Genomic DNA, 19,626 nt, shown 5'->3' with positions numbered 1-19,626 from the left:
GGTCGTTAAACGACCTAATTGGCGGCTATTTATGACAATGTACAAAGCTGGATAAAAGCAGTTAAAAATGACGACACATCGCTTATCGTGTGGTCTTTCTTAGGGGGATTTAGGAGGATGTTAGGTTGGTTAGTAGCATTTAGGCAGGTACCAGCAGCCCGTTGGTGCGGTTATTTAGGGGGGCTGATTTTGGGGTTGAGTTTATGGGGACCCTTAACCGGACAGGCGGCTGAGATGACCGATGTAATGTCGGCACCGCAGTTTCATCAGACGAATGGCAATGCATTTGGTCCAGGAAATTCAATTGATTATCCGACCTTAACGGCGGTCACGGCTAATCAGACGCAAAATAATCGGTTAACAACGAAAACTACGAAGATTGCGATCACTTTTGCCGATACAGTCGCTGCTAATGGGAGCTCGAGTTTTTTATTCGATGACTTTCATTTTGATGTCATGCAGCGTAACCCCAATCCAGATCAGCCGGGGCTTAGTTTAGTGACGGCTGGCGCGACTAATTTAAGCAATCATACGAGCAAAATTAATTTTGGCCGTGGTAAGACGCAGACTTTGACGGTTGATTTGACCAAGTTGCAACAAGCACTACCGATATACATTGGGTTTCGATTTGTGGCGTCAACGATGCCGCAAACGGCCGTGACCTATCAATTCGGTTACTTCACGTCGGATCCAGCAATCCAATTAAAGCCAACGATTGCCGGAACATTAAGGCCCACCGATACGGTTATTAGGGGAACGGGAACCACGGTTGGTGATCAGATTACGAACAGTGTGAATGGAATCACGACAGTGGTTGGTCCCGATAAAACCTATACTTTGGACTTGGGGGAATCATTAACGGCCGCTAGTCAGGTGACAGTCACTGAGCGCAATAGCATGGGCGATTATGGGACGGCTACGGCAATGGTCGTGGTGCCTAAATTAATGATCATGAGTCTTAAGTCGCAGGTGGCCATTCAGCCAGATGACTTGGCAACGTTAACTGATGATTCAGCACTGGTCGCCTGGGTGGTCCAGCAGGCAAGTATTGTTGCGACAAATCCGATGGTGCCCAATGACGACATCACGTATATCGCCACCACTGATAAGTTAGCGTCACAGTTGCAGGCCCTGTCAGCAGGACAATCGCTGGCAGTCGCTATCCGTGGTCAAAATAAAGCCGGGGTCCAATCTGATCCGCTGACGATCATGGTAACTAAGCAAGCTGGACAGCTTAGCTTTGGTGCGGTGTCACCGGCGTTAGTCTTTGGGACACTTACGATTCCGGCCCGTGAGACCGTCTTTCAACCGCAGAACACTTGGGAAGTTAACGTTAATGATACCCGGGCACAAGGCGCCAATTGGTATATCTATGCGAATGCCACCGCAATGACAGCGAAATCTCAGCCACTAAAAGGAGATTTAATTTATCGCGATCATACTAGTCAACAAATCTTGACTAATCGCTCAACTTTGATTGCGACAGGTACGCGGACAACGGCCACTACGACTAAAGTGACCACGACGGCGGCCCAACGGCGCGAAATTTGTTTGGATGTGCAGCCAGGGGTATACGCCGCTGATTATCAAGGGACGGTTAATTGGAGTTTGCAGGACACACCAGCGGCCTAGTGTGTGTGACGCTACTTAACGCCACCAGTGATAGTCGTCTGACCGAGCTTAATAGTCGCATTTAAATTGAATTAATCATAAACTGAATGGACTATTAATTGTGAGGCGTAAAGATAATGGTGATGCGAGATTTAAATATTGGCACGAAAATCGGTTTAGAACTATTGACTGATAAGTGGTATGCACTGACTTTGAGTAACTTAGCTGCCCAACCCGTTGATTTTATGGTATTACGCCAGCGGGTACGGGGACTGTCAACGTTAAAGCTATTGACTGTGTTGGCAAAGTTAACGGAACTAAAATTGGTCGTATCGACTGCGGATTATGCCTATGGGTTAACGCCGACTGGCTTGGAATTAAAAACAAGTTTAGTTCAGCTCGAAGCTTGGGGAAACCGGGCGATTACAGCAATGAATGATCCGTTATAACCGTGACTTGAGGCGCAACCTGACCATTGTCTCATGTGTCGGCCCCCCTTGAGGGTGAAAAATAGGTGCTGCCAGAATTAGTTGTGAAAATTCTGGCAGCACCTATTTTTAGGTTGAATACCCCTTGGAAAACGGTACTAGTCTTGTTAGACTGGGTCTAAGGGGGCATTCACATGCAAAAACAAACAATCGGATTGAGCTTGGCGAGTGCCGGCGCCTTCTTATGGGGCAGTTCTGGTACCGTAGCCCAACACTTATTTGAAACGACTGCCATTTCACCGATATGGTTGGTGGCCGTCCGGATGGTGGTTTCTGGCGGGCTACTCTTGATTTACGGATTTAGTCAACACCTGCCAATGGGGGCGGTGTTCCGACGACCACGGGCGACTAGCCAATTAATCGTGTTTAGCTTATTTGGCATGACTGGGGTGCAACTAACGTATTTCATGGCTATTCAGACCGGTAATGCGGCGACGGCGGCAATTTTACAATTCTTATCACCGGTCATTATTATTATCTTTTTAGCAATTGTTCATTTTAGGTGGCCTAGTAAAATTGATGTGATCTCAGTTGGCTTGGCAGTGATTGGGACAGCTCTAATGGTAACGCAAGGCCATTTGAATCGGTTAGCCTTACCGGTGAATGCGATTATTTGGGGCTTGCTAGCTGCAGTCGGGGCGGCCGTCTATACATTAATGCCAGCGCACTTATTAAAAGCCTATGGTGCGATTCCAATCGTGGGCTGGTCAATGCTAATTGGGGGTGGCTTAGTGACCGTGACCACCAAAGCTTGGCGCTACGAGCCTACTTTATCACTTTTAGCGTGGTTAGAGGTGGGCGTGGTGGTTATTTTCGGCACCATGTTAGCCTATCTCTTTTTTCTACAAAGCTTGGCCTTGATTTTGCCAACGACGGCGAGTGTGCTGGGTGCCATCGAACCGTTAGCGGCGACCGTTTTAAGTGGCCTCTTTCTACATGTCACATTTAATGCCATTGGTATTTTAGGTGCGGTATTGATTGTTGGCATTACAATTTTGCAGTTTATGGCGACCAAAGCGGCTCGTTTTGGGGCGCCACATTGAAAGACTACGATTAGTAGCAGCGGATTATCGGCCGATAGTTGCAGTTGCTGAAATCTTTTTAAGTCCGTGACGGGTAATGCGAAATAGCCCGGTGCGGACTTTTTGATGATAAACTTTTTTGACCATCACGCTAAAAGTATGATGATATTCTGGAATGGCCAGATAGTCGTAGCGTTGCACGTTTTTGGCAAAGTCAGTAGGCGATTCCATGAAATTTTCTTGACCGGTGGCGTGATTGGTAAAGAAATAATAATGCGCCACAAAGCCGGTGTAATATGAGGCGACATCGCCAGCATGGGGGTCGACAATCAGAACTTTAGTCCGACTATAATGATACCAAGGTTGCGCAATCCGCTTCATTTGTTGCGGTAAAGTATTGCGGTTATAACGATTAGCATAGTTGGTCCCGTTAATTTCTGAGAACATCATAATAATGGCAAAAATCAAGACAATGAAGGTCGCCATTTGGTAGAAATTTTTAGTAAAGATCGATTTAAAAGTTCGGAGACTTCGTCGTTCAAAACGCTGCTCATATAAGGCGTAATCCATGGCGCGCACGAGGGCCATCGCCCCAATGAGGAGATTTAAAATTACCGTACTAGACATATAGCGTTCATAGCCATCAAGGACAATTGCTTCGCTATAGGGCATTGATAAGGCATACATTCCAAATAAACTGGCAAAATAAGTGATGAAAATTAAATCAATCAGTCCTAGGATACCTAACAAATTAGAATGTTGATGGCTCACAAATCGAATGAGCAACCAGCCGATAATAAGCGTGGCATTAATTAGTAGAATGCCTTCGACTGATAGTGAATTGAGATTAAAAAGTTGGCTGATCATTTTATGACCGACTTTTAAAATCTTAGCGGTGCCTTCAGTGGAAAGCTGCTGACGATAGGCAGTCGCACTGATTTCGTGTTTCGAAACGGTAAAAGTTTGATGAACATGGCGTTCCCACCAAAGGAATGGCAGCAGTCCAATACCAAGCGATAAGCCGAACCGATAAAGAATACGCCACCATCGTTTGAGGCCTAAGCCGTTCGTTGACTTGATTAAAGTGTATAAATAGTAGACGCCAATGATAATCACAAAAAAAGTCGCGGAATTCTTAACTAGCAGGAGTGTGGCGGTGAAGATGGCGACGTGCACGCCCAGTAACTTGGGTTGTTTCCGATAGATATAAATACCGACTAAGGCGGCGATTGTAAAAATAGGCAAGACGTAATCGACGAGCAAATTGTTGAGACGGATGGCGATATTGAAAACATACGTGACCGCGATTGAAAAACAGAGAATTAGTGACATCAAGCCACGGGTGCGATCACGTAACAGGCCAAAGATGGCATAAGAAGCCGCCCAAATTAGTAAGAATTGACCGACTAATAGCGTACCATCGTGAAAGCCGACCAGGGTAGTGAATTGGGTGAGATAGAGCGCCGTTGCGGGTGGGTATGAAGTGAATGAGATAATCGCATCATGTGCACCCGGTAAACGGCCTTCAAAGACTAAAAACTTTACGATTAAGGCCCAGTGTGAAAAGTTATCGTAGTGGATTAAGGGACTGTGATATAAAACATCGGCCATGGCGAGGCCTAATGTAATCATCCATAAGTCAAAAATGTGTAACCCTTCAAACTTTAAGCGTCCTTTACCTCTGATACCAAAAATAATTCGGACTGCGAACAGCAACCAGCCTAAGCCAGTAACTAACCAAATACCTAAGCGCAACCAGCCGAGCATAGCAAAAACATAGAGTAATAGAATTTGAACGAGCATTGCGGTAATCCAGGAAAGATAAGGGCTAACGCCTAGGTAACGAGCCGTCCCGCTATAACCGATTAATGCAATTATAAAGACAATTAGACCTAACCAGGCCATGCCAATCCCTCCAATGAGTAAAGTTAGAACCGTAACCAGCGACTTAGACGTCGTTCCATTGTTTGCAAGCGGACCATGATATTTGTATATAATTCATCAAATGGTGATATCCAGGCATCTTGCGTCTGCGGCAACGTGTCGTTAAAACCGTTGTAAATGAGTTGTAAATAATGATTACGATCATTAGCTGCTAACGTTGTCAGTTGGACACTGTAAGATAAGCGACCGTTGAACTGACTGACCCGCATAATCCGACCATTTAAGTGAATATATTGGTCGGTTGATTTTAGTCGCAACCGAATATCTTGATTGCGTTGCAGCGTGAGATGATTAATATCACGGTTAGTCTGCGCTAGCGAAAAGGAGAGTCCGCCTTCAGATGCATCGTGCGTTTTGATGGGATACCAAGTATTCCCGAACCAAAAATCACCAGTTAACTGGCGAGAAAATCGTTCACTTTTACGATAAACCGGGCGACCCATGGCAATGAAAAGACAAAAGCTAAGATTGATAAAATGCATTAATAACCAAAAAGTAATGACACTCCCAACCAGGATTTCCGAGCCAAACTTACCATAATTGAATTTAATGATTGAAATTAAAGTCGCTGACCAGAGTAGGAAGTAAGGGATAATATACAGCTTATCTAGCAGTGAGAAAGTGACGTTTTTTTCCGTGACTTTAAATTTACGGGCCTTAATGCCTAAGGTTTCCAAGATAACGGGAATGAATAGGTAGGGGGCAAAAAAAGTTTCTTGAATTTCGCCCCAACGTTCATTACGAATGGCATCAGAAGTGTCTTTTAGAACGTAATGCAGTAAAAAGTAGCCGGGCGCCCAGACAACCATCAAAATCCAGAAATTAGCCATGACGACTTGAATCTTGAATAATGCATACAAGATGGGGGCGATGATATAAATAATCCGCCGTGAAAAGGACCACCAATAGAGATAAGTGTTGAGTAGAATTAAACGATTTTTCCAAGATAACTTCCGATTGGTGAAAATGTGCAAATTACGACAACTTTGAATGACGCCCCGTGCCCACCGTGTTCGTTGCTTAATTACGCCTTTTAAATCAATGGGAGTAATGCCGCTCGACTGCGGTTGAGAGGTCGCCAAACTGATATAGCCAGCCATATTAATTTCAGTACCGAGTTCGAAGTCTTCTGTTAAGGTATCCGTTGGAAAGCCACCGACTTCATCGACTACTTTGCGTAAAAATACGGCATTCGATCCGGTAAATAGGGCGGTATCATTGTTGCCATTTAACACGTTGACATCGCGAGAGAAGAAGTCCTGTTCATTAGGAACAATCTTTTCAGAAAATAAGTTAAATTGAAAAATATCCGCATTATAAAAACTTTGTGGCGTTTGGACAAAGCCTAGTGGTTTATCTGTATTGTCGGCAGCTTGCAACTGTTTGAAGTTTGCCATGAACAAAGGTACGGTATCGTTTAAAAAACCGGAAAAGGGCATCATATCAGTATCGAAAATAGCAAATAACGGTGCATGTAGGAACTGTAACGTGTGGTTGATATTGCCCGCCTTGGCACCGGTGTTGCCGGTCATGCCATAGTAAGCGGCGTGATATTCATCGGCGAGCGCTTTAACTTCTGGCCGATTACTATCATCTGAAATGACGACATTAACTTTACTTTTATCTGGGTAGTCAATGAAAGTGGCGGCATTAACAGTTTTGCGCAGTAATTCGACATCTTCATTGTGAGTAACGACGATAATATCGATAGCCGGTAAGGGCTGTTCTGAATCGTAGTCCGGAATCGTTAAGGTCCGCCGGTTCTTAAAGGCCAGCATGCGAAAGAAAATCAAAATAAATGCTGTTAGATTAGAAAAAATTTCACTGCCAACCAATAGTAAAGCGAAAATCAGAACAAAAATTGATGCGTGCCAAGGAATTGTAAATAAGAGCCGCCAGATGAGATAAATGATGGAAAGAATAACCGCTAAACTATAAATTATTTTTTTGAAATTAGACATGGGCGCCCTCTTTAAAGATAAAGTCACGTTGGATTTGGTAACTAATTATAAATAAAGTGAAGTCGACGATTATTTTAGCTAAAACGGGGGTGACTGTGCCTGAACTTGCCGGTAATAATTGTGTTAAAAAACCAGTTAAATATCCAGAGGCTAATAGTTGAACTAAGAATAGGCTCCCGTATTTAAGCAAGGTTCGGTGACCGGCATGGTCAAAGACTAAATGATGATTGATTAAATAGTTAGCGATAGCTGACAGTAGCCGCGAAACCAACGTTGCAATTAAAATGCTATTGAGTACGTGGTTACCAAGTAAGATAAGGACAGCACTGAATAAGCCAATATCAATTAAAAATGAGGCTAGGCTGCTAGCTGCAAACTTTAAAAAGCGCGCATAGATGGCTAGTGAATCGTGAATAACGCGGAAGTGCGAGGACCGATTGCCAGCAAAATAGATTGTTGGAATTGGTTGCTCAATGATTTCAATTGCTGATTGGCGAGCTTCAAGTAACATGTCAAATTCAAATTCAAAATGATCACCGGGAAAATCGCGTAGTTGCTGAACATAGCTGATGGGAATAACTCGGAGACCAGTTTGGGTATCTGAAATATGCTGGTGTGTGAAGGCACGGACTAGTTGACTCGTCAAGCGATTGCCAAACTGGCTACGCCAAGGAACTTTTTTGGTGAATTGACGCACGCCTAGAACTAAGGCCGTTGGTTGGGCACTAAAACGCGTCAGACAAGCTTGCAAAGCGGGCACAGTATGTTGACCATCCGCATCCATCGTTGCAACGCCAGCAAGTGCTGGAAAATATTGACAACAATAGTTAAAACCGGTTTTTAAGGCGGCACCTTTACCTCGATTATGCGAATGATGCAAAATATGTATCCGTGGGTCAGCAAATTGCATCAAGCGAGTAAAAATCGCTTGGTGGGCCACATCACTGCCATCATCAACCACAATGAGGGCCGCAAGCGGCGTTCTGATAGTCATTAAAGCTTGTGTTAGTTTAATTAAGTTATCATCCGGGTTAAGTGCCGGAATGAGTACGCCAATTTGCATCATGTCAATGTCTCCCTATGAAAAAGATTTATTGTGAATGTTGGTTAAGTCGGGCTAGTTGACAAAAAACTGATGAACACAGTTTGATCGGAATGCCTAGCCATAAAAGTATTAAAGTCGAAATAAATAAACCATTTGTCTAAATCATAACGCAAACTAGTCGTGATAGGCATAAAAAAATTCACTTAATCAAAGAAAAATCTGCGAGTTTAGTGTGATTCACCTGTATAGTGGGGGAACTCGTTTGTTATGCCGTTTTGCTGAAATTTCGAGATGAATCTGTAGTATAATCAGTTAAAAGGACTTAATCAGGTCAGCTTGACTAATATCTGATAACTGTTCAGGTGGGTCATCATTTTTTTGAAACGATGGCGAGTATTGTGGGAGGACGATTAGATGACTAAACCAGCACGTCAACTTTATTTTTTATGTACGGGGAACTCTTGTCGCAGTCAAATGGCGGAAGGTTTTGCGAAGCAATTGTTACCGGCTGATTGGACCATTCGATCAGCGGGCATTGAAACGCACGGACTAAATCCGCAGGCTGTCACGGTGATGGCTGAAGTGGGAATAGATATTTCAAAGCAAACTTCAACGTTAATTGATCCGGTGTATTTAAAGCACTGCGACTTAGTGGTGACACTCTGTGGTGATGCCCGTGATCGTTGTCCAGTAACACCGCCAACTGTGTTGAAGCAGCATTGGCCGTTACCAGATCCGGCCCAAGCCACGGGAACTCTAGCCGAACAACTCGTTGTTTTTCGGCAAGTTCGAGATGCGATTAAAAGCCAAATATTAACATTAAGCACAGCTGCTGATAACTAGCAGCTGTGTTTTTTTATTGAGGAGTTAAGCTCGTGCCAATTTTAAAGCAGGTTTACAATGAGCATAATGGGCATGAATTAGCGAATCGCTATGGCTATTCGGAACGGTGGATTCGTCAAGCGTTAAAGGCTGAGTGACATTAGTTATCAAATAATAAGGTGAAATCTCATCGACCTATCGAAAAATAGCGAGTGTCTAGCGTATACTTTTCCTTGAAGATATGGTAGGAGGGGTACATTTGAAGGGAAATAAGCAAATTTTACGTTTGATTTTGGGGATCGTTAGTTTAATAGCCTTATTGTTTGCCAGTCAATTAGCCACGCCCGCAAAGGCAGCGACTAACCATAACGCAAAGGATTTTACAACTTCGGCATCAGTTATTAATGGTCCTGATTTTAAGCATTCGGAAACGATTGATATTCAATACAAAATGGAATTTGGCGAGATTGAGATTAAAGATGGGGATACCATTACCATTGATTTACCTGAAAATCTAAAAGCTAAAACCGTGGGCGATAAGTTCGATGTATTGGATGAACATGGCGTGAAAATTGGTGAGGCTGAGGTTACCTCGGATAGTCAAGTCGTTATTACGATGAATGAGGCCCTTGAGGGTAAAGTTCAAGACGATTTAACGATTAACTTGGCGACCAAGTATCGTGGCAGTGATAACGGTGAAAAAGACGTCATCTTTGACCTTGAAGATGGTGAACAGAGCACCTCAGTGATTAATATGGTTACTAATGAAGCGAACATGTCCAAAAAAGGGACGTTGCAAGCTGATGGAACGATCAAATGGACCATTGTGGTTAATCGTAATGAAGTTGATATGAAAAACCTAAAAATCAGCGATACGATTGGTAAATATCAAACGATGATTAATGACATTGAAGTATACAATGGCGAATGGGTTACCGATACGACCTATAAGCGTCGTAGTGACGTTGATAGTGATGCGTACAAGGTTGATTATCAAGAAAATGGTTTCGATTTATCCTTTAATGATACCGTCAGCAACCTCATTGTCATTGATTACTATACCCAGATTACCGATGAAGGCCAGGAATTAATTGACAGTGGCTATAAATTCCGTAACGAAGCTCAAATGGAGTGGGGCGGTGGCATTTCTGGTGGCACGAATACTGAAGAAGCCAACGGAAAAGTTTCCTCATCAAATGGGAGTAGTGGCATCGGTGGCGGTTCAAGTTCATCAATTATTGATTCGTCAAGTTCCAACATTATTTCGAGTTCATCGAGTTCCAGCGATGTAGATTCAAGCTCGAATAGTTCGAGTGATGTAGATTCGAGTTCATCAAGTTCAAGTTCATCAAGTTCATCAAGTTCATCAAGTTCATCAAGTTCATCAAGTTCATCAAGTTCAAGTTCATCAAGTTCATCAAGTTCATCAAGCTCAAGTTCTTCAAGTTCTTCAAGTTCTTCAAGTTCTTCAAGTTCTTCAAGTTCATCAAGCTCAAGTTCTTCAAGTTCTTCAAGTTCATCAAGCTCAAGTTCATCAGGTTCATCAAGTTCAAGTACATCGAGCTCTAGTTCTTCCAACTCATCAAATTCAACTACTGACGATTCGAATTCCGGTAGTGAGGGAATTGAGCCAGATGATTTTGAAGATAACACCTTAGTCACTCCGGATACCGATGAAGATACCGGGACCATTGATATTGATGGTGGCTTTGATAAAGATTATGATGGGGCCACGACCGTCCCGGCGACGAGCTCGTCAGCAACCAGTACTAGTCAATCGGTTGCAAGTGTGCCAACAAGTTCAACGACACAGCCAGCTTCAGCGACGAAAAAATCTAGTGCAACCACTACCGTTTCAAAAAGTGAGGCTTTGACGCCTGGTGTGCAGACCACGGCGACGTTGCCACAAACTAATGAATCAAGTAGTGATAGTCATGGGTTAGTGGCAGTCGGGGTTTTGATTGCAACATTAACTTTAGGCGGTGGCGCATTATTGCGGCATTGGTTTTAAAAAAACTAAATAAGTGATCAACGTGGGATAAGCTATTTGATGCCCATTGATGCTAAATAATCACTGCCAGAATTTACAAAATTCTGGCAGTGATTATTTTTTTTAAAAGGTGGTTAGAAAATTTTCCAAGCTTAAATAGCCGCTACTTCAGGTTTGTGATGATAATTCATGGGCGATTTGGGTGTATTATTGGCCTTAAGCTTGAGTTGATAATTTGAACAGTAACTAGCGATAGGTAGGTGAAATGAAAATGAAAGCAAAACCATTAATCAAGACCTTGGCAACCGCCGGGGTATTAATAACGATCATGGTCAAGCTGTATCAAACAGCGACACGGTTTGAAAAATAGCTTAATTTTTAGCAGTTTACGTTTACCCTTTCATATGTTACTATTTACATATGAAAGGGATGACATGTGTAATGCCAACGATTAAATTAATTGATACGGCTCATTTGCAAGAATCAGAGCGGATTTTTAAGTTATTAAGTCACCCGACTCGGTTGCAGTTATTATATGTGTTAGAGCAACAGGACCTTAATGTTAGTGAGTTAGGGCAACGTTTAACACTCGAGCAGTCAGTGGTTTCACATCAGCTTGCTTTGTTGCGGCAACACCAACTTGTCAGTGCATATAAAGTCGGCAAGGCCAGCTATTATCGGTTAGATGATCCTCATATCTTAGATGTTATTAACGAGATGATTGCGCATGCTGACCATGTGATGCGAGGTGCGAAACATGGTGACTAAGCCCAAATTAGTACAACAAAGTATCCGAACAGAACTCTTTTCAACTGGCTGGATGGCTTTTGAGTTTGTGATTGGCTTGACGGCTGGGTTGCAAGCTGGGTCCATCCTGTTAATTGCATTTGGGTTAGACAGTTTCTTAGAAATTATTGCCGGTAGTACCTTGATCTGGCGGTTACGCAAAGAAGCTCGGGGCGCCACCGCTGAAGAAATTGCGCGCGCTGAACGGCGGTCTTCACTAGTTGTTGGGACGGTCTTGTTGGGCTTATCCGTTTATGTCACAGCCGTTTCTGGCTTCAATTTGGTGACGCATCAGGTGGCCAATGAAAGTCTCATGGGCATGGGGATTGCCGTGGCATCGGTTGTTTTAATGCCATTTTTAACGTTACGCAAACGGCAACTAGGACAAGCGTTACAGTCACCAGCCTTAGTTGAAGATGGTATGTGTAATATTACTTGTGCCTATATGGCCGGAACGGTCCTAGTCGGTGCGCTATTAACGGCATTATTCAACTGGTGGTGGGTCGATTCCGTCGCAGCATTAGTCTTGGTTTATTTTATCGCTGGCGAAGGTTGGGAATCGTTTCAAGCTGGTCGTGGTAAAGCCTAATTAAAAAGATAAGTCTTCGCACAACGGGTGTTGATAACCGTAGTGCGAGGGCTTTTTTGCGTTATCCACTGTGGATAACTCAGTTGGCGAGGCTAAAAATGGCCTTGCTTGTGGGTAAGGCGGGAGTTAGCCACAGGCTCCTGTGGATGAGCTGGATCTTAAAGACCGACGCTGGAATTTTGAGGAAAAAACAGGACTTGACTTTATTATTCGACATCGGAATAACACACCGGCCGTTTTCGAATTGATACCGATTAGGTGGGGGCCGTATGATATAACTGTAAATTTTAAAGGAGATGACAGTTATGGCAGCAGAATTATGGGACTTGCGTCGTGTCTTGGATGAGCTTAAAGCTGATCCCGAACAATATCATGAAACCGATGTTCCCGTTGATCCGAATGCTGAGCTTTCTGGCGTATATCGTTATATTGGTGCCGGTGGTACCGTACAACGACCAACTAAAGAAGGGCCAGCAATGATGTTTAATAACGTGAAGGGGTTTCCCGATACGCGAGTTTTGACGGGGTTGATGGCGAGTCGCCGGCGTGTTGGCAAAATGTTCCATCATGATTATAAAACGCTTGGTCAATATCTGAATGAAGCGGTGTCTAACCCAGTGGCACCAGTAACGGTAGCCGAAGCGGATGCCCCAGCACATGAAGTTGTTTATAAAGCAACGGATGCGGGGTTTGATATTCGAAAATTGGTGGCCGCACCAACTAATACGCCACAAGATGCTGGGCCATATATCACCGTTGGGGTGGTCTTTGGGTCAAATATGGACAAGTCTAAGAGTGATGTGACGATTCACCGGATGGTTCTTGAAGACAAAGATAAATTAGGAATTTATATTATGCCTGGTGGTCGGCATATCGGGGCGTTCGCAGCGGAATACGAGCAAGCTAATCAGCCAATGCCAATTACAATTAATATTGGGTTAGACCCGGCGGTTACCATTGGCGCAACTTTCGAGCCACCGACCACGCCGTTTGGTTATAACGAATTGGGCGTTGCGGGTGCTATTCGGCAGCAAGCCGTCCAATTAGTTGACGGGGTCACAGTTGATGAAAAGGCAATTGCCCGTTCTGAATATACGTTGGAAGGCTACATTATGCCTAATGAACGAATTCAAGAAGACATCAACACCCATACAGGTAAGGCTATGCCTGAATTTCCTGGTTATGATGGGGATGCGAACCCTGCCTTACAAGTGATTAAGGTGACTGCAGTTACTCACCGTAAGAATGCCATCATGCAAAGTGTCATCGGTCCATCCGAAGAACACGTTAGCATGGCGGGTATTCCCACTGAAGCTAGTATCTTACAGTTAGTTGACCGGGCAATTCCTGGTAAAGTAACAAATGTGTACAATCCACCAGCTGGTGGCGGTAAATTAATGAGTATCATGCAGATTCATAAGGATAACGAAGCCGATGAAGGGATTCAACGGCAAGCCGCCTTGCTAGCCTTTGCGGCGTTCAAGGAATTGAAGACCGTTATCTTAGTTGATGAAGATGTTGATATCTTTGATATGAATGATGTGATTTGGACGATGAATACGCGTTTCCAAGCCGATCAAGACTTGATGGTCTTATCAGGTATGCGTAATCATCCTTTGGATCCATCAGAACGGCCGCAATATGATCCGAAATCCATTCGGTTCCGGGGGATGAGTTCGAAGTTAGTCATCGATGGGACTGTCCCATACGATATGCGTGACCAATTTGAACGTGCTCAGTTCATGGAAGTTGATGACTGGGAAAAATATTTGAAGTAAGCCTTAATTGGCCCCCATACCGCCAAGCGGGGGTCGCAATTAGGCTGCTGAATAACTAAAAAAATTGCTATTAACAAGGGAATCCGCCCTGCCAACTAGTATCATCGTGCTGGTAGGGCGGATTTTCTGTGAACAGATTGAAAGGAGTCTTATCTCTAATGAACAAAAAATCGATTGGCTTTTTTAGTGGAATCATCGTCTTTGCCATTATCTATTTACTCCCAATCGCGGGTCTTTCTGCTAAAGGTCAAATGGACTTAGCGTTAAGTTTAATGACGGTGGTCTGGTGGGCGACGCAAATTGCGCAACCAGCTTATGTTGGTGGGATTTACTTAATGTCGTTGATTTTAACGAATGTTGCCACTCCTAAACAAGTCTTTTCTTCAGCGTGGACGGGGTCCATTATGTGGCTGGTGATTGGGGCTTATCTGATTGCCGGTGCAGTTAATGAATCAGGATTAGGTCAACGGATTGCGTATGCTTTTATTATTAAATTCGTCCGTAGTTGGAAAGGAATTGTCATTTCTATCTTCGTTTTGACGTTTATCTTAGCGTTGTTAATTCCCCATCCATGGCCACGGGCTTTCATGATCATGTCCGTTATTACCGTCGTAGCGGAAACGGCGCATATGCCCAAACGGGATTTAGCTAAGTTAGGCCTAGCCGTCTTTGCGGCGTCATGCCCATTGTCCGGGGTCTTTTATACGGGTGATACGTCACTGAATCCCTTAGCAGTTCAAGCATCCGGTCAAAGTGTGAACTTTGTGTCATATTTCGTTGACATGGGAGTACCCATGATTATTGCGGCTATTTTGACGATGGTTGTCTTCTTATTCTTATTCAAGCCATCGCAACCAGTCCACATTGATGTGGCCGCCTTGAAACAACAACAATCACAATTAGGTGGCATGACTGGTAAAGAAGTCCGGACGATTTTATGGCTAGTCGTAGCGATTGCGCTTTGGTTAACAAGTGGCATTACTGGTTTGGATGTTGGCTGGTTGACTTTAATTGTGGCTTTAATGATGAGTTTACCGGTCATTGGTGGTATTTTGACAGCCAAATCATGGGAGGGTGTTCCCGTCAATGTATTGGTTTTCTTAACCTCGGCGATTGCAATTGGTAATGTTGGTGCCGTTACTGGGATGAACAGTTGGATTGCGAAAACGTTAATTCCAAGCAATTTGCCAACCAATATTTACTTGTTAGCAATTGTCATTACGTTATTTGCCATGATTATCCATATGTTTATGGGGTCAGTGATTGCCGTGATGGGAATTACGATTCCGGCATTTATTGCCGCAACTGCCCATATGGGGATTGACCCGTTAGCAATTTCGTTATTAGTTTTCTCAGTAACTAATCTGCACTATATTTTACCCTTCCATAACCTAGCTATTTTAGTGGGTAGCGATCCCGATACCGGTGGGGGCTACACGCAAAAAGATGTAATGCGCTTAGGTATTCCGTTGACGGCGGTTGTCTTCGTGGTTGCATTGATTGAGATGTTTTGGTTCCATTTAGTTGGTTTAGCCTAAAAATAGGTCGGCAAGTAGTGAGTGTAATCACTGGTTGCCGACCTATTTTTTTTGCAGGTTTGCGACTAAAAAATCAATCAAGTTCGTCATTAGTTCATTGCCAGCACGTTGTGGATAAACAAAGTGCAGTTGGCTGATGTATGGAATCGCGAGTGACCGCATCACGACTTGATCAGTCATAAATGGGGTTACTGATTGCTTGAATAGCAACGTCACGTTGTCGGTGTTAGGCAACAAGCCCAATAGCGTTTCGATATGAGTGCTCTCAAAGAAAATATTGGGCTTTAAGCCTTGGCGTGCGAACAGCGACATGATTGGTTCATAGACGCCGGAACCCGGTGGGAGCGTGACTAATTGTTCATTAACTAAGTCACGCATCCGAATCGTCCGTTGGGTTGCGAGCCGATGTCCAAGCGGTAAGATGAGTTTTAATTCATCCGTTAGTAACGGTTGCTTTTGGAACTTGGTGGGTTGTAAGGCATTGGTCTGGGTATCACGAATGATGGCCGCCTGTAACTCACCAGCGAGTAATCGTTCTAAGACGTGATTACCTTCGTCTTCCACGAGTTTTAACGTCAGTTCTGGATGGTTAGTCCCAAAGGCGGCAATTGGTTGGGCAATATTGTATTGACCAGAAATGGGAATTGAACCAATCGTTAATTTGCTCGTCTGATTGGGGCGATTAGGGGCAAGATCATGCATCATGGTCTCATAATCACGAATCATTTTAAGGGCATGATGGTAGAATACTTCACCAGCCGGCGTGATTTGCAGGCGGCGTTTATTATAGGTGTCGAGTAATTTGATGTTTAATTCGTTTTCAATGGCTTGCATCCGTTTGGACAGTTCGGACTGTGACAGGTGCATTTCGACAGCGGCGTTTGAGATGTGCCGCAAGTCGTAAACCATGATAAAAGCCTGAATATCGTTAATGGTCAATTTAGTCACCGCTTTCAATGGCATATTATTAATTTAGTTTAACACCGGAGGGCGGATTCGTCTGCGGATTGTGGCATAATTAACCGTTAAAGCTAAACTTAAGACTTGCGTTAGCCCCCCAAAAATCGCTATAGTTAAGCTAACTTTGTAAAATTAATGAATTGATTGGAGATGATGGGTGTGACGCAGTCAGCGTACTGGCAGCGCATTGCCACCAAAGCACGACAAGAAGCACGACCATTCTTTAGTTTAGCCCCGATGGAGGCCGTCACGGGGTCCGTTTTTCGGCGGGTCATCATGCGGGCCGCCGCACCGGATAACTTTTATACTGAATTTACGAATGCGTTGAGTATGACCCATCCCAAAGCCAAGGCAACGACGCAAGGACGCTTGTATATTGATCCCAGTGAAACGCCCAAACCAATTGTCCAACTTTGGGGCAATGCAGGCGGTGATTTCGCTAATGCGGCCCAGGAAGTCCAGCGGCAAGGGTATCAAGCGATTGACTTGAATATGGGCTGTCCAGACATTGCAGTGATCAAAAATCATAGCGGCAGTGATCTCATTCGGCACTTTGATACGGCCAAGGCCGTGATTGAAGGCGCGCGGCAAGCGGACTTGCCAGTGAGTGTGAAAACACGATTGGGTTTTAGTGACTTGTCAGAGTATGAAACTTGGATTCCCTTTTTATTAAAACAACAAGTACCAGTCTTAACGGTACATGTGCGGACACGTGCAGAGATGAGTAAGGTCCCGGCCCATTATGAATTAATTGATAATTTGATTCAGATGCGAGATACTTTGGCACCGGCGACATTGTTACAAATCAATGGTGATATCGCTGATTACCAAGCTGGTCTAACTTTGGCACAACAGCATCCAGGCGTGGATGGGGTCATGATTGGTCGCGGTATTTTTACCAATCCCTTTGCCTTTGAAGCTCAGCCACGGCCGCATTCCGCCCATGAGTTATTGGCGTTATTACGCTATCAGTTAGACTTACATGATCAATTCGTGGCGATGGGGTTGCAGGGCCATTTTGTACCATTACAACGTTTTTTCAAGATTTATGTGCGCGGCATGCGACACGCTGCGGAACTGCGTAATGATTTAATGCAAACCCAAACGACCGATGAAGTGCGGGCAATTATTGACCGGATTGAAGCCACGTTACCACCGGTTGAGCCGCAAGCGTAGAATCAAGTCACCGATGAAGGGTGACTTTTGAAAAGGAAGGTTAATTTGAAAGCAGAATACATTCGTAACTTTGCCATTATTGCCCATATTGATCATGGCAAATCAACCTTGGCTGATCGCATTATGGCGTTAACGCAAACGGTTAGTCAACGTGATAGCCAGGCACAATTATTAGATGATATGGCGGTTGAACAAGCCCATGGGGTGACCGTTAAATCGCGTACTGTACGGAATTTTTATACGGCTGATGATGGTCAGGAATATGAATATAATTTAATTGATACACCGGGACACGTTGATTTTTCATACGAAGTCTCTAAAAGCTTGGCGGCCAGCGATGGCGCTATTTTATTAGTTGATGCGACTCAGGGAGTGCAAGCCCAAACCGTGGCTAACTTCCGGTTGGCGAAGCAAAATGGTTTAGCTATCTTGCCAGTGATTAATAAGATTGATAGTGCTGCGGCGGATGTCGCCGGCACAATCGCTCAGATTCGCCAGTTAGATTCCCAGTTTGCAACGGTTGAACCGTTACAAATTTCAGCCAAGACCGGGCAAGGGGTGCCGGCAGTGTTAGCGGCAATCAAAACCGTCTTTCCGGCCCCTAGTGGCTCAGCCACGGCACCGTTAAAAGCCTTGGTTTTCGATTCGCTTTATGATCCGTTCAAGGGCATCATTGCCTATGTGCGTGTGGCGGATGGGACGTTAAAAGCGGCGACTGATAATTTATTGATGGCGAAGCAAACTAAGCTAACCAATAAAGAGGTCGGCACATTTACACCGGGAATGACAGCGACTAAAACGTTAACTGTGGGCGAAGTGGGTTACGTGGTTACGGGCTTAAAAGACCCACAATTACTACGGGTCGGGGATACATTAACCAGTCAGGCAACCCCGACGACGACCCCTTATCCAGGGTATGAACCGGCCGAATCCATGGTCTTTGCTGGCTTTTATCCAAAAGACCAACAATATCGTGACTTGCAGTTAGCGATTGAAAAGTTGGCGTTAAACGATTCATCGTTTCATTATCAAGCTGAAACGTCAGAAGCCCTCGGTCAAGGGTTCCGGTGTGGTTTTCTCGGAATTTTCCATTTGCAAATTATTCGGGAACGCTTGCAAGATGAGTATGGTCTCGCGGTATTAACCACGGCGCCCAATGTGACTTATCGGGTCCATTTAAAGCAAACCAATCAGCCACTGATTGTGAATAACCCGATTAATTTTCCTGATTTTGCCCAAATTGACATGGTCGAAGAACCTTTTGCCAAAGCGACGATTACCACACCAACGGCGACAGTCGGGGCGGTGATGAAATTGGGTGATTCGCATAAAGGCCAATTGCTAACCATGCAAAATCAAGGTGACTTGGTCGAATTACATTATCGGATTCCCGTTTCGGAAATTGCTTATGACTTCTTCAATAGTCTTAAGTCGATTACCCATGGTTACGCCACGTTGACAACGACTTTTGATGGTTATGACTTAGCGGATGTGGTCAAAGTTGAGGTGCATATCAATTATGCCAAAGTCGATGCGTTATCTTTCGTCGTGCACCGTGAAGATGCACCAGTGATGACACAAAAGTTAGTCGAAAAGCTCAAATTCACTGTGCCACGGAAACTTTACCCGATGCCAGCCCAGGCGGTTGTTGAAGGTAAGCCGTTGGCCCGAGTCAATATTCCACCGTTACGGAAGAACGCTGCTGCGAATGGCGAAAAACGCAGCACGTCGAAGAAGCAAGCACTATTACGCCGACAGAGTGTGAATAAGCGGCAGGCCGCACATAGTGAGCTTGTTTTATCACAGGATGTCTTTAATGCGATTTTAGATTTATCGTTATAAATATAATATAGTCAAAAACCAACCACGACTTCTGGTTGGTTTTTTTGTTTATAGTTTCAGTTAGTCGATCATTA

Annotated in this window: 15 protein-coding genes; 11 read left to right on the top strand and 4 right to left on the bottom strand. The window is 44.2% G+C overall.

Going from position 1 to position 19,626, the window contains the following annotated elements; genetic code table 11:
* Window positions 1–117 precede the first annotated feature (117 nt).
* The 3 genes from C5Z26_RS06430 to C5Z26_RS06420 all read left to right on the top strand — a co-directional run bounded on the left by C5Z26_RS06430 (window position 118) and on the right by C5Z26_RS06420 (window position 3,142).
* Window positions 118–1,632: a WxL domain-containing protein gene (locus C5Z26_RS06430; protein WP_105449152.1), complete on the top strand. Its 1,515-nt coding sequence runs from the start codon at window positions 118–120 to the stop codon at window positions 1,630–1,632.
* 116 nt (window positions 1,633–1,748) lie between these two features.
* A complete protein-coding gene (locus tag C5Z26_RS06425; RefSeq protein ID WP_105449151.1) occupies window positions 1,749–2,060 on the top strand; it encodes a winged helix-turn-helix transcriptional regulator in 312 nt (103 codons plus the stop codon).
* Window positions 2,061–2,233: 173 nt separating this feature from the next.
* Window positions 2,234–3,142, top strand: a complete 909-nt coding sequence (locus C5Z26_RS06420) for a DMT family transporter (RefSeq protein ID WP_105449150.1) — start codon at window positions 2,234–2,236, stop codon at window positions 3,140–3,142.
* Window positions 3,143–3,166: 24 nt separating this feature from the next.
* On the opposite strand, the gene C5Z26_RS06415 is transcribed toward C5Z26_RS06420, so the two are convergent.
* The 3 genes from C5Z26_RS06415 to C5Z26_RS06405 are packed head-to-tail and all read right to left on the bottom strand — an operon-like array spanning window position 3,167 to window position 8,092.
* Entirely contained in the window at window positions 3,167–5,026 is a 1,860-nt protein-coding gene (locus C5Z26_RS06415; RefSeq protein ID WP_105449149.1) for an ABC transporter permease, read from the bottom strand.
* Between the two features lie 23 nt (window positions 5,027–5,049).
* The gene (locus C5Z26_RS06410) at window positions 5,050–7,026 is read right to left on the bottom strand and encodes a glycosyltransferase family 2 protein (protein ID WP_105449148.1); all 1,977 of its coding nucleotides are present in this window, start codon (window positions 7,024–7,026) and stop codon (window positions 5,050–5,052) included.
* Complete coding sequence (locus C5Z26_RS06405; protein WP_105449147.1) at window positions 7,019–8,092, bottom strand: bifunctional glycosyltransferase family 2/GtrA family protein; 1,074 nt, start codon at window positions 8,090–8,092, stop codon at window positions 7,019–7,021. The genes C5Z26_RS06410 and C5Z26_RS06405 overlap by 8 nt, the downstream gene beginning before the upstream one ends.
* A gap of 393 nt (window positions 8,093–8,485) precedes the next feature.
* Between C5Z26_RS06405 and arsC the strand changes: the two genes are divergently transcribed.
* The 6 genes from arsC to C5Z26_RS06375 all read left to right on the top strand — a co-directional run bounded on the left by arsC (window position 8,486) and on the right by C5Z26_RS06375 (window position 15,574).
* The gene (gene arsC / locus C5Z26_RS06400; RefSeq protein WP_105449146.1) at window positions 8,486–8,914 is read left to right on the top strand and encodes an arsenate reductase (thioredoxin); all 429 of its coding nucleotides are present in this window, start codon (window positions 8,486–8,488) and stop codon (window positions 8,912–8,914) included.
* A gap of 238 nt (window positions 8,915–9,152) precedes the next feature.
* On the top strand, window positions 9,153–10,904 hold the full coding sequence (locus tag C5Z26_RS06395) for a collagen binding domain-containing protein (protein WP_105449145.1): 1,752 nt from the start codon (window positions 9,153–9,155) through the stop codon (window positions 10,902–10,904).
* A 420-nt stretch (window positions 10,905–11,324) separates the two neighbouring features.
* Complete coding sequence (locus C5Z26_RS06390; protein ID WP_234005642.1) at window positions 11,325–11,651, top strand: ArsR/SmtB family transcription factor; 327 nt, start codon at window positions 11,325–11,327, stop codon at window positions 11,649–11,651.
* Window positions 11,641–12,258 carry a cation diffusion facilitator family transporter gene (locus C5Z26_RS06385; RefSeq protein ID WP_105449143.1) on the top strand — a complete coding sequence of 206 codons (618 nt, stop codon included), beginning with the start codon at window positions 11,641–11,643 and terminating at the stop codon, window positions 12,256–12,258. The genes C5Z26_RS06390 and C5Z26_RS06385 overlap by 11 nt, the downstream gene beginning before the upstream one ends.
* 305 nt (window positions 12,259–12,563) lie before the next feature.
* A complete protein-coding gene (locus C5Z26_RS06380) occupies window positions 12,564–14,036 on the top strand; it encodes a UbiD family decarboxylase (RefSeq protein ID WP_105449142.1) in 1,473 nt (490 codons plus the stop codon).
* Between the two features lie 158 nt (window positions 14,037–14,194).
* Window positions 14,195–15,574 (top strand): SLC13 family permease, encoded by a 1,380-nt coding sequence (locus tag C5Z26_RS06375; protein ID WP_105449141.1) that lies wholly within the window; start codon window positions 14,195–14,197, stop codon window positions 15,572–15,574.
* A gap of 42 nt (window positions 15,575–15,616) precedes the next feature.
* Here the strand turns inward: C5Z26_RS06375 and C5Z26_RS06370 are convergent, their stop codons facing one another.
* A complete protein-coding gene (locus C5Z26_RS06370) occupies window positions 15,617–16,522 on the bottom strand; it encodes a LysR family transcriptional regulator (RefSeq protein WP_234005746.1) in 906 nt (301 codons plus the stop codon).
* Between the two features lie 171 nt (window positions 16,523–16,693).
* Here C5Z26_RS06370 and C5Z26_RS06365 point away from each other — a divergent pair, with 171 nt between their 5' ends.
* Window positions 16,694–17,710: a tRNA dihydrouridine synthase gene (locus C5Z26_RS06365; RefSeq protein WP_105449140.1), complete on the top strand. Its 1,017-nt coding sequence runs from the start codon at window positions 16,694–16,696 to the stop codon at window positions 17,708–17,710.
* 45 nt (window positions 17,711–17,755) lie between these two features.
* Window positions 17,756–19,552, top strand: coding sequence for a translation elongation factor 4 (gene lepA / locus C5Z26_RS06360; protein WP_105449139.1), 1,797 nt, complete (start codon window positions 17,756–17,758; stop codon window positions 19,550–19,552).
* Window positions 19,553–19,626: the final 74 nt, after the last annotated feature.

Source organism: Lactobacillus sp. CBA3606, assembly GCF_002970935.1.
Lineage (GTDB): Bacteria > Bacillota > Bacilli > Lactobacillales > Lactobacillaceae > Lactiplantibacillus.
This window is presented reverse-complemented; position numbering and strand designations above follow the sequence as displayed.

What these genes read in the sequence shown, in the direction of transcription:
- C5Z26_RS06430 (WP_105449152.1), top strand. Translation starts at nt 118, where the DNA reads ATGTTAGGTTGGTTAGTAGCATTTAGGCAGGTACCAGCAGCCCGTTGG.
- C5Z26_RS06385 (WP_105449143.1), top strand. Translation starts at nt 11,641, where the DNA reads ATGGTGACTAAGCCCAAATTAGTACAACAAAGTATCCGAACAGAACTC.
- C5Z26_RS06425 (WP_105449151.1), top strand. Translation starts at nt 1,749, where the DNA reads ATGGTGATGCGAGATTTAAATATTGGCACGAAAATCGGTTTAGAACTA.
- C5Z26_RS06420 (WP_105449150.1), top strand. Translation starts at nt 2,234, where the DNA reads ATGCAAAAACAAACAATCGGATTGAGCTTGGCGAGTGCCGGCGCCTTC.
- arsC (WP_105449146.1), top strand. Translation starts at nt 8,486, where the DNA reads ATGACTAAACCAGCACGTCAACTTTATTTTTTATGTACGGGGAACTCT.
- C5Z26_RS06410 (WP_105449148.1), bottom strand. Translation starts at nt 7,026, where the DNA reads ATGTCTAATTTCAAAAAAATAATTTATAGTTTAGCGGTTATTCTTTCC.
- C5Z26_RS06380 (WP_105449142.1), top strand. Translation starts at nt 12,564, where the DNA reads ATGGCAGCAGAATTATGGGACTTGCGTCGTGTCTTGGATGAGCTTAAA.
- C5Z26_RS06375 (WP_105449141.1), top strand. Translation starts at nt 14,195, where the DNA reads ATGAACAAAAAATCGATTGGCTTTTTTAGTGGAATCATCGTCTTTGCC.
- C5Z26_RS06415 (WP_105449149.1), bottom strand. Translation starts at nt 5,026, where the DNA reads ATGGCCTGGTTAGGTCTAATTGTCTTTATAATTGCATTAATCGGTTAT.
- C5Z26_RS06390 (WP_234005642.1), top strand. Translation starts at nt 11,325, where the DNA reads ATGCCAACGATTAAATTAATTGATACGGCTCATTTGCAAGAATCAGAG.
- C5Z26_RS06405 (WP_105449147.1), bottom strand. Translation starts at nt 8,092, where the DNA reads ATGATGCAAATTGGCGTACTCATTCCGGCACTTAACCCGGATGATAAC.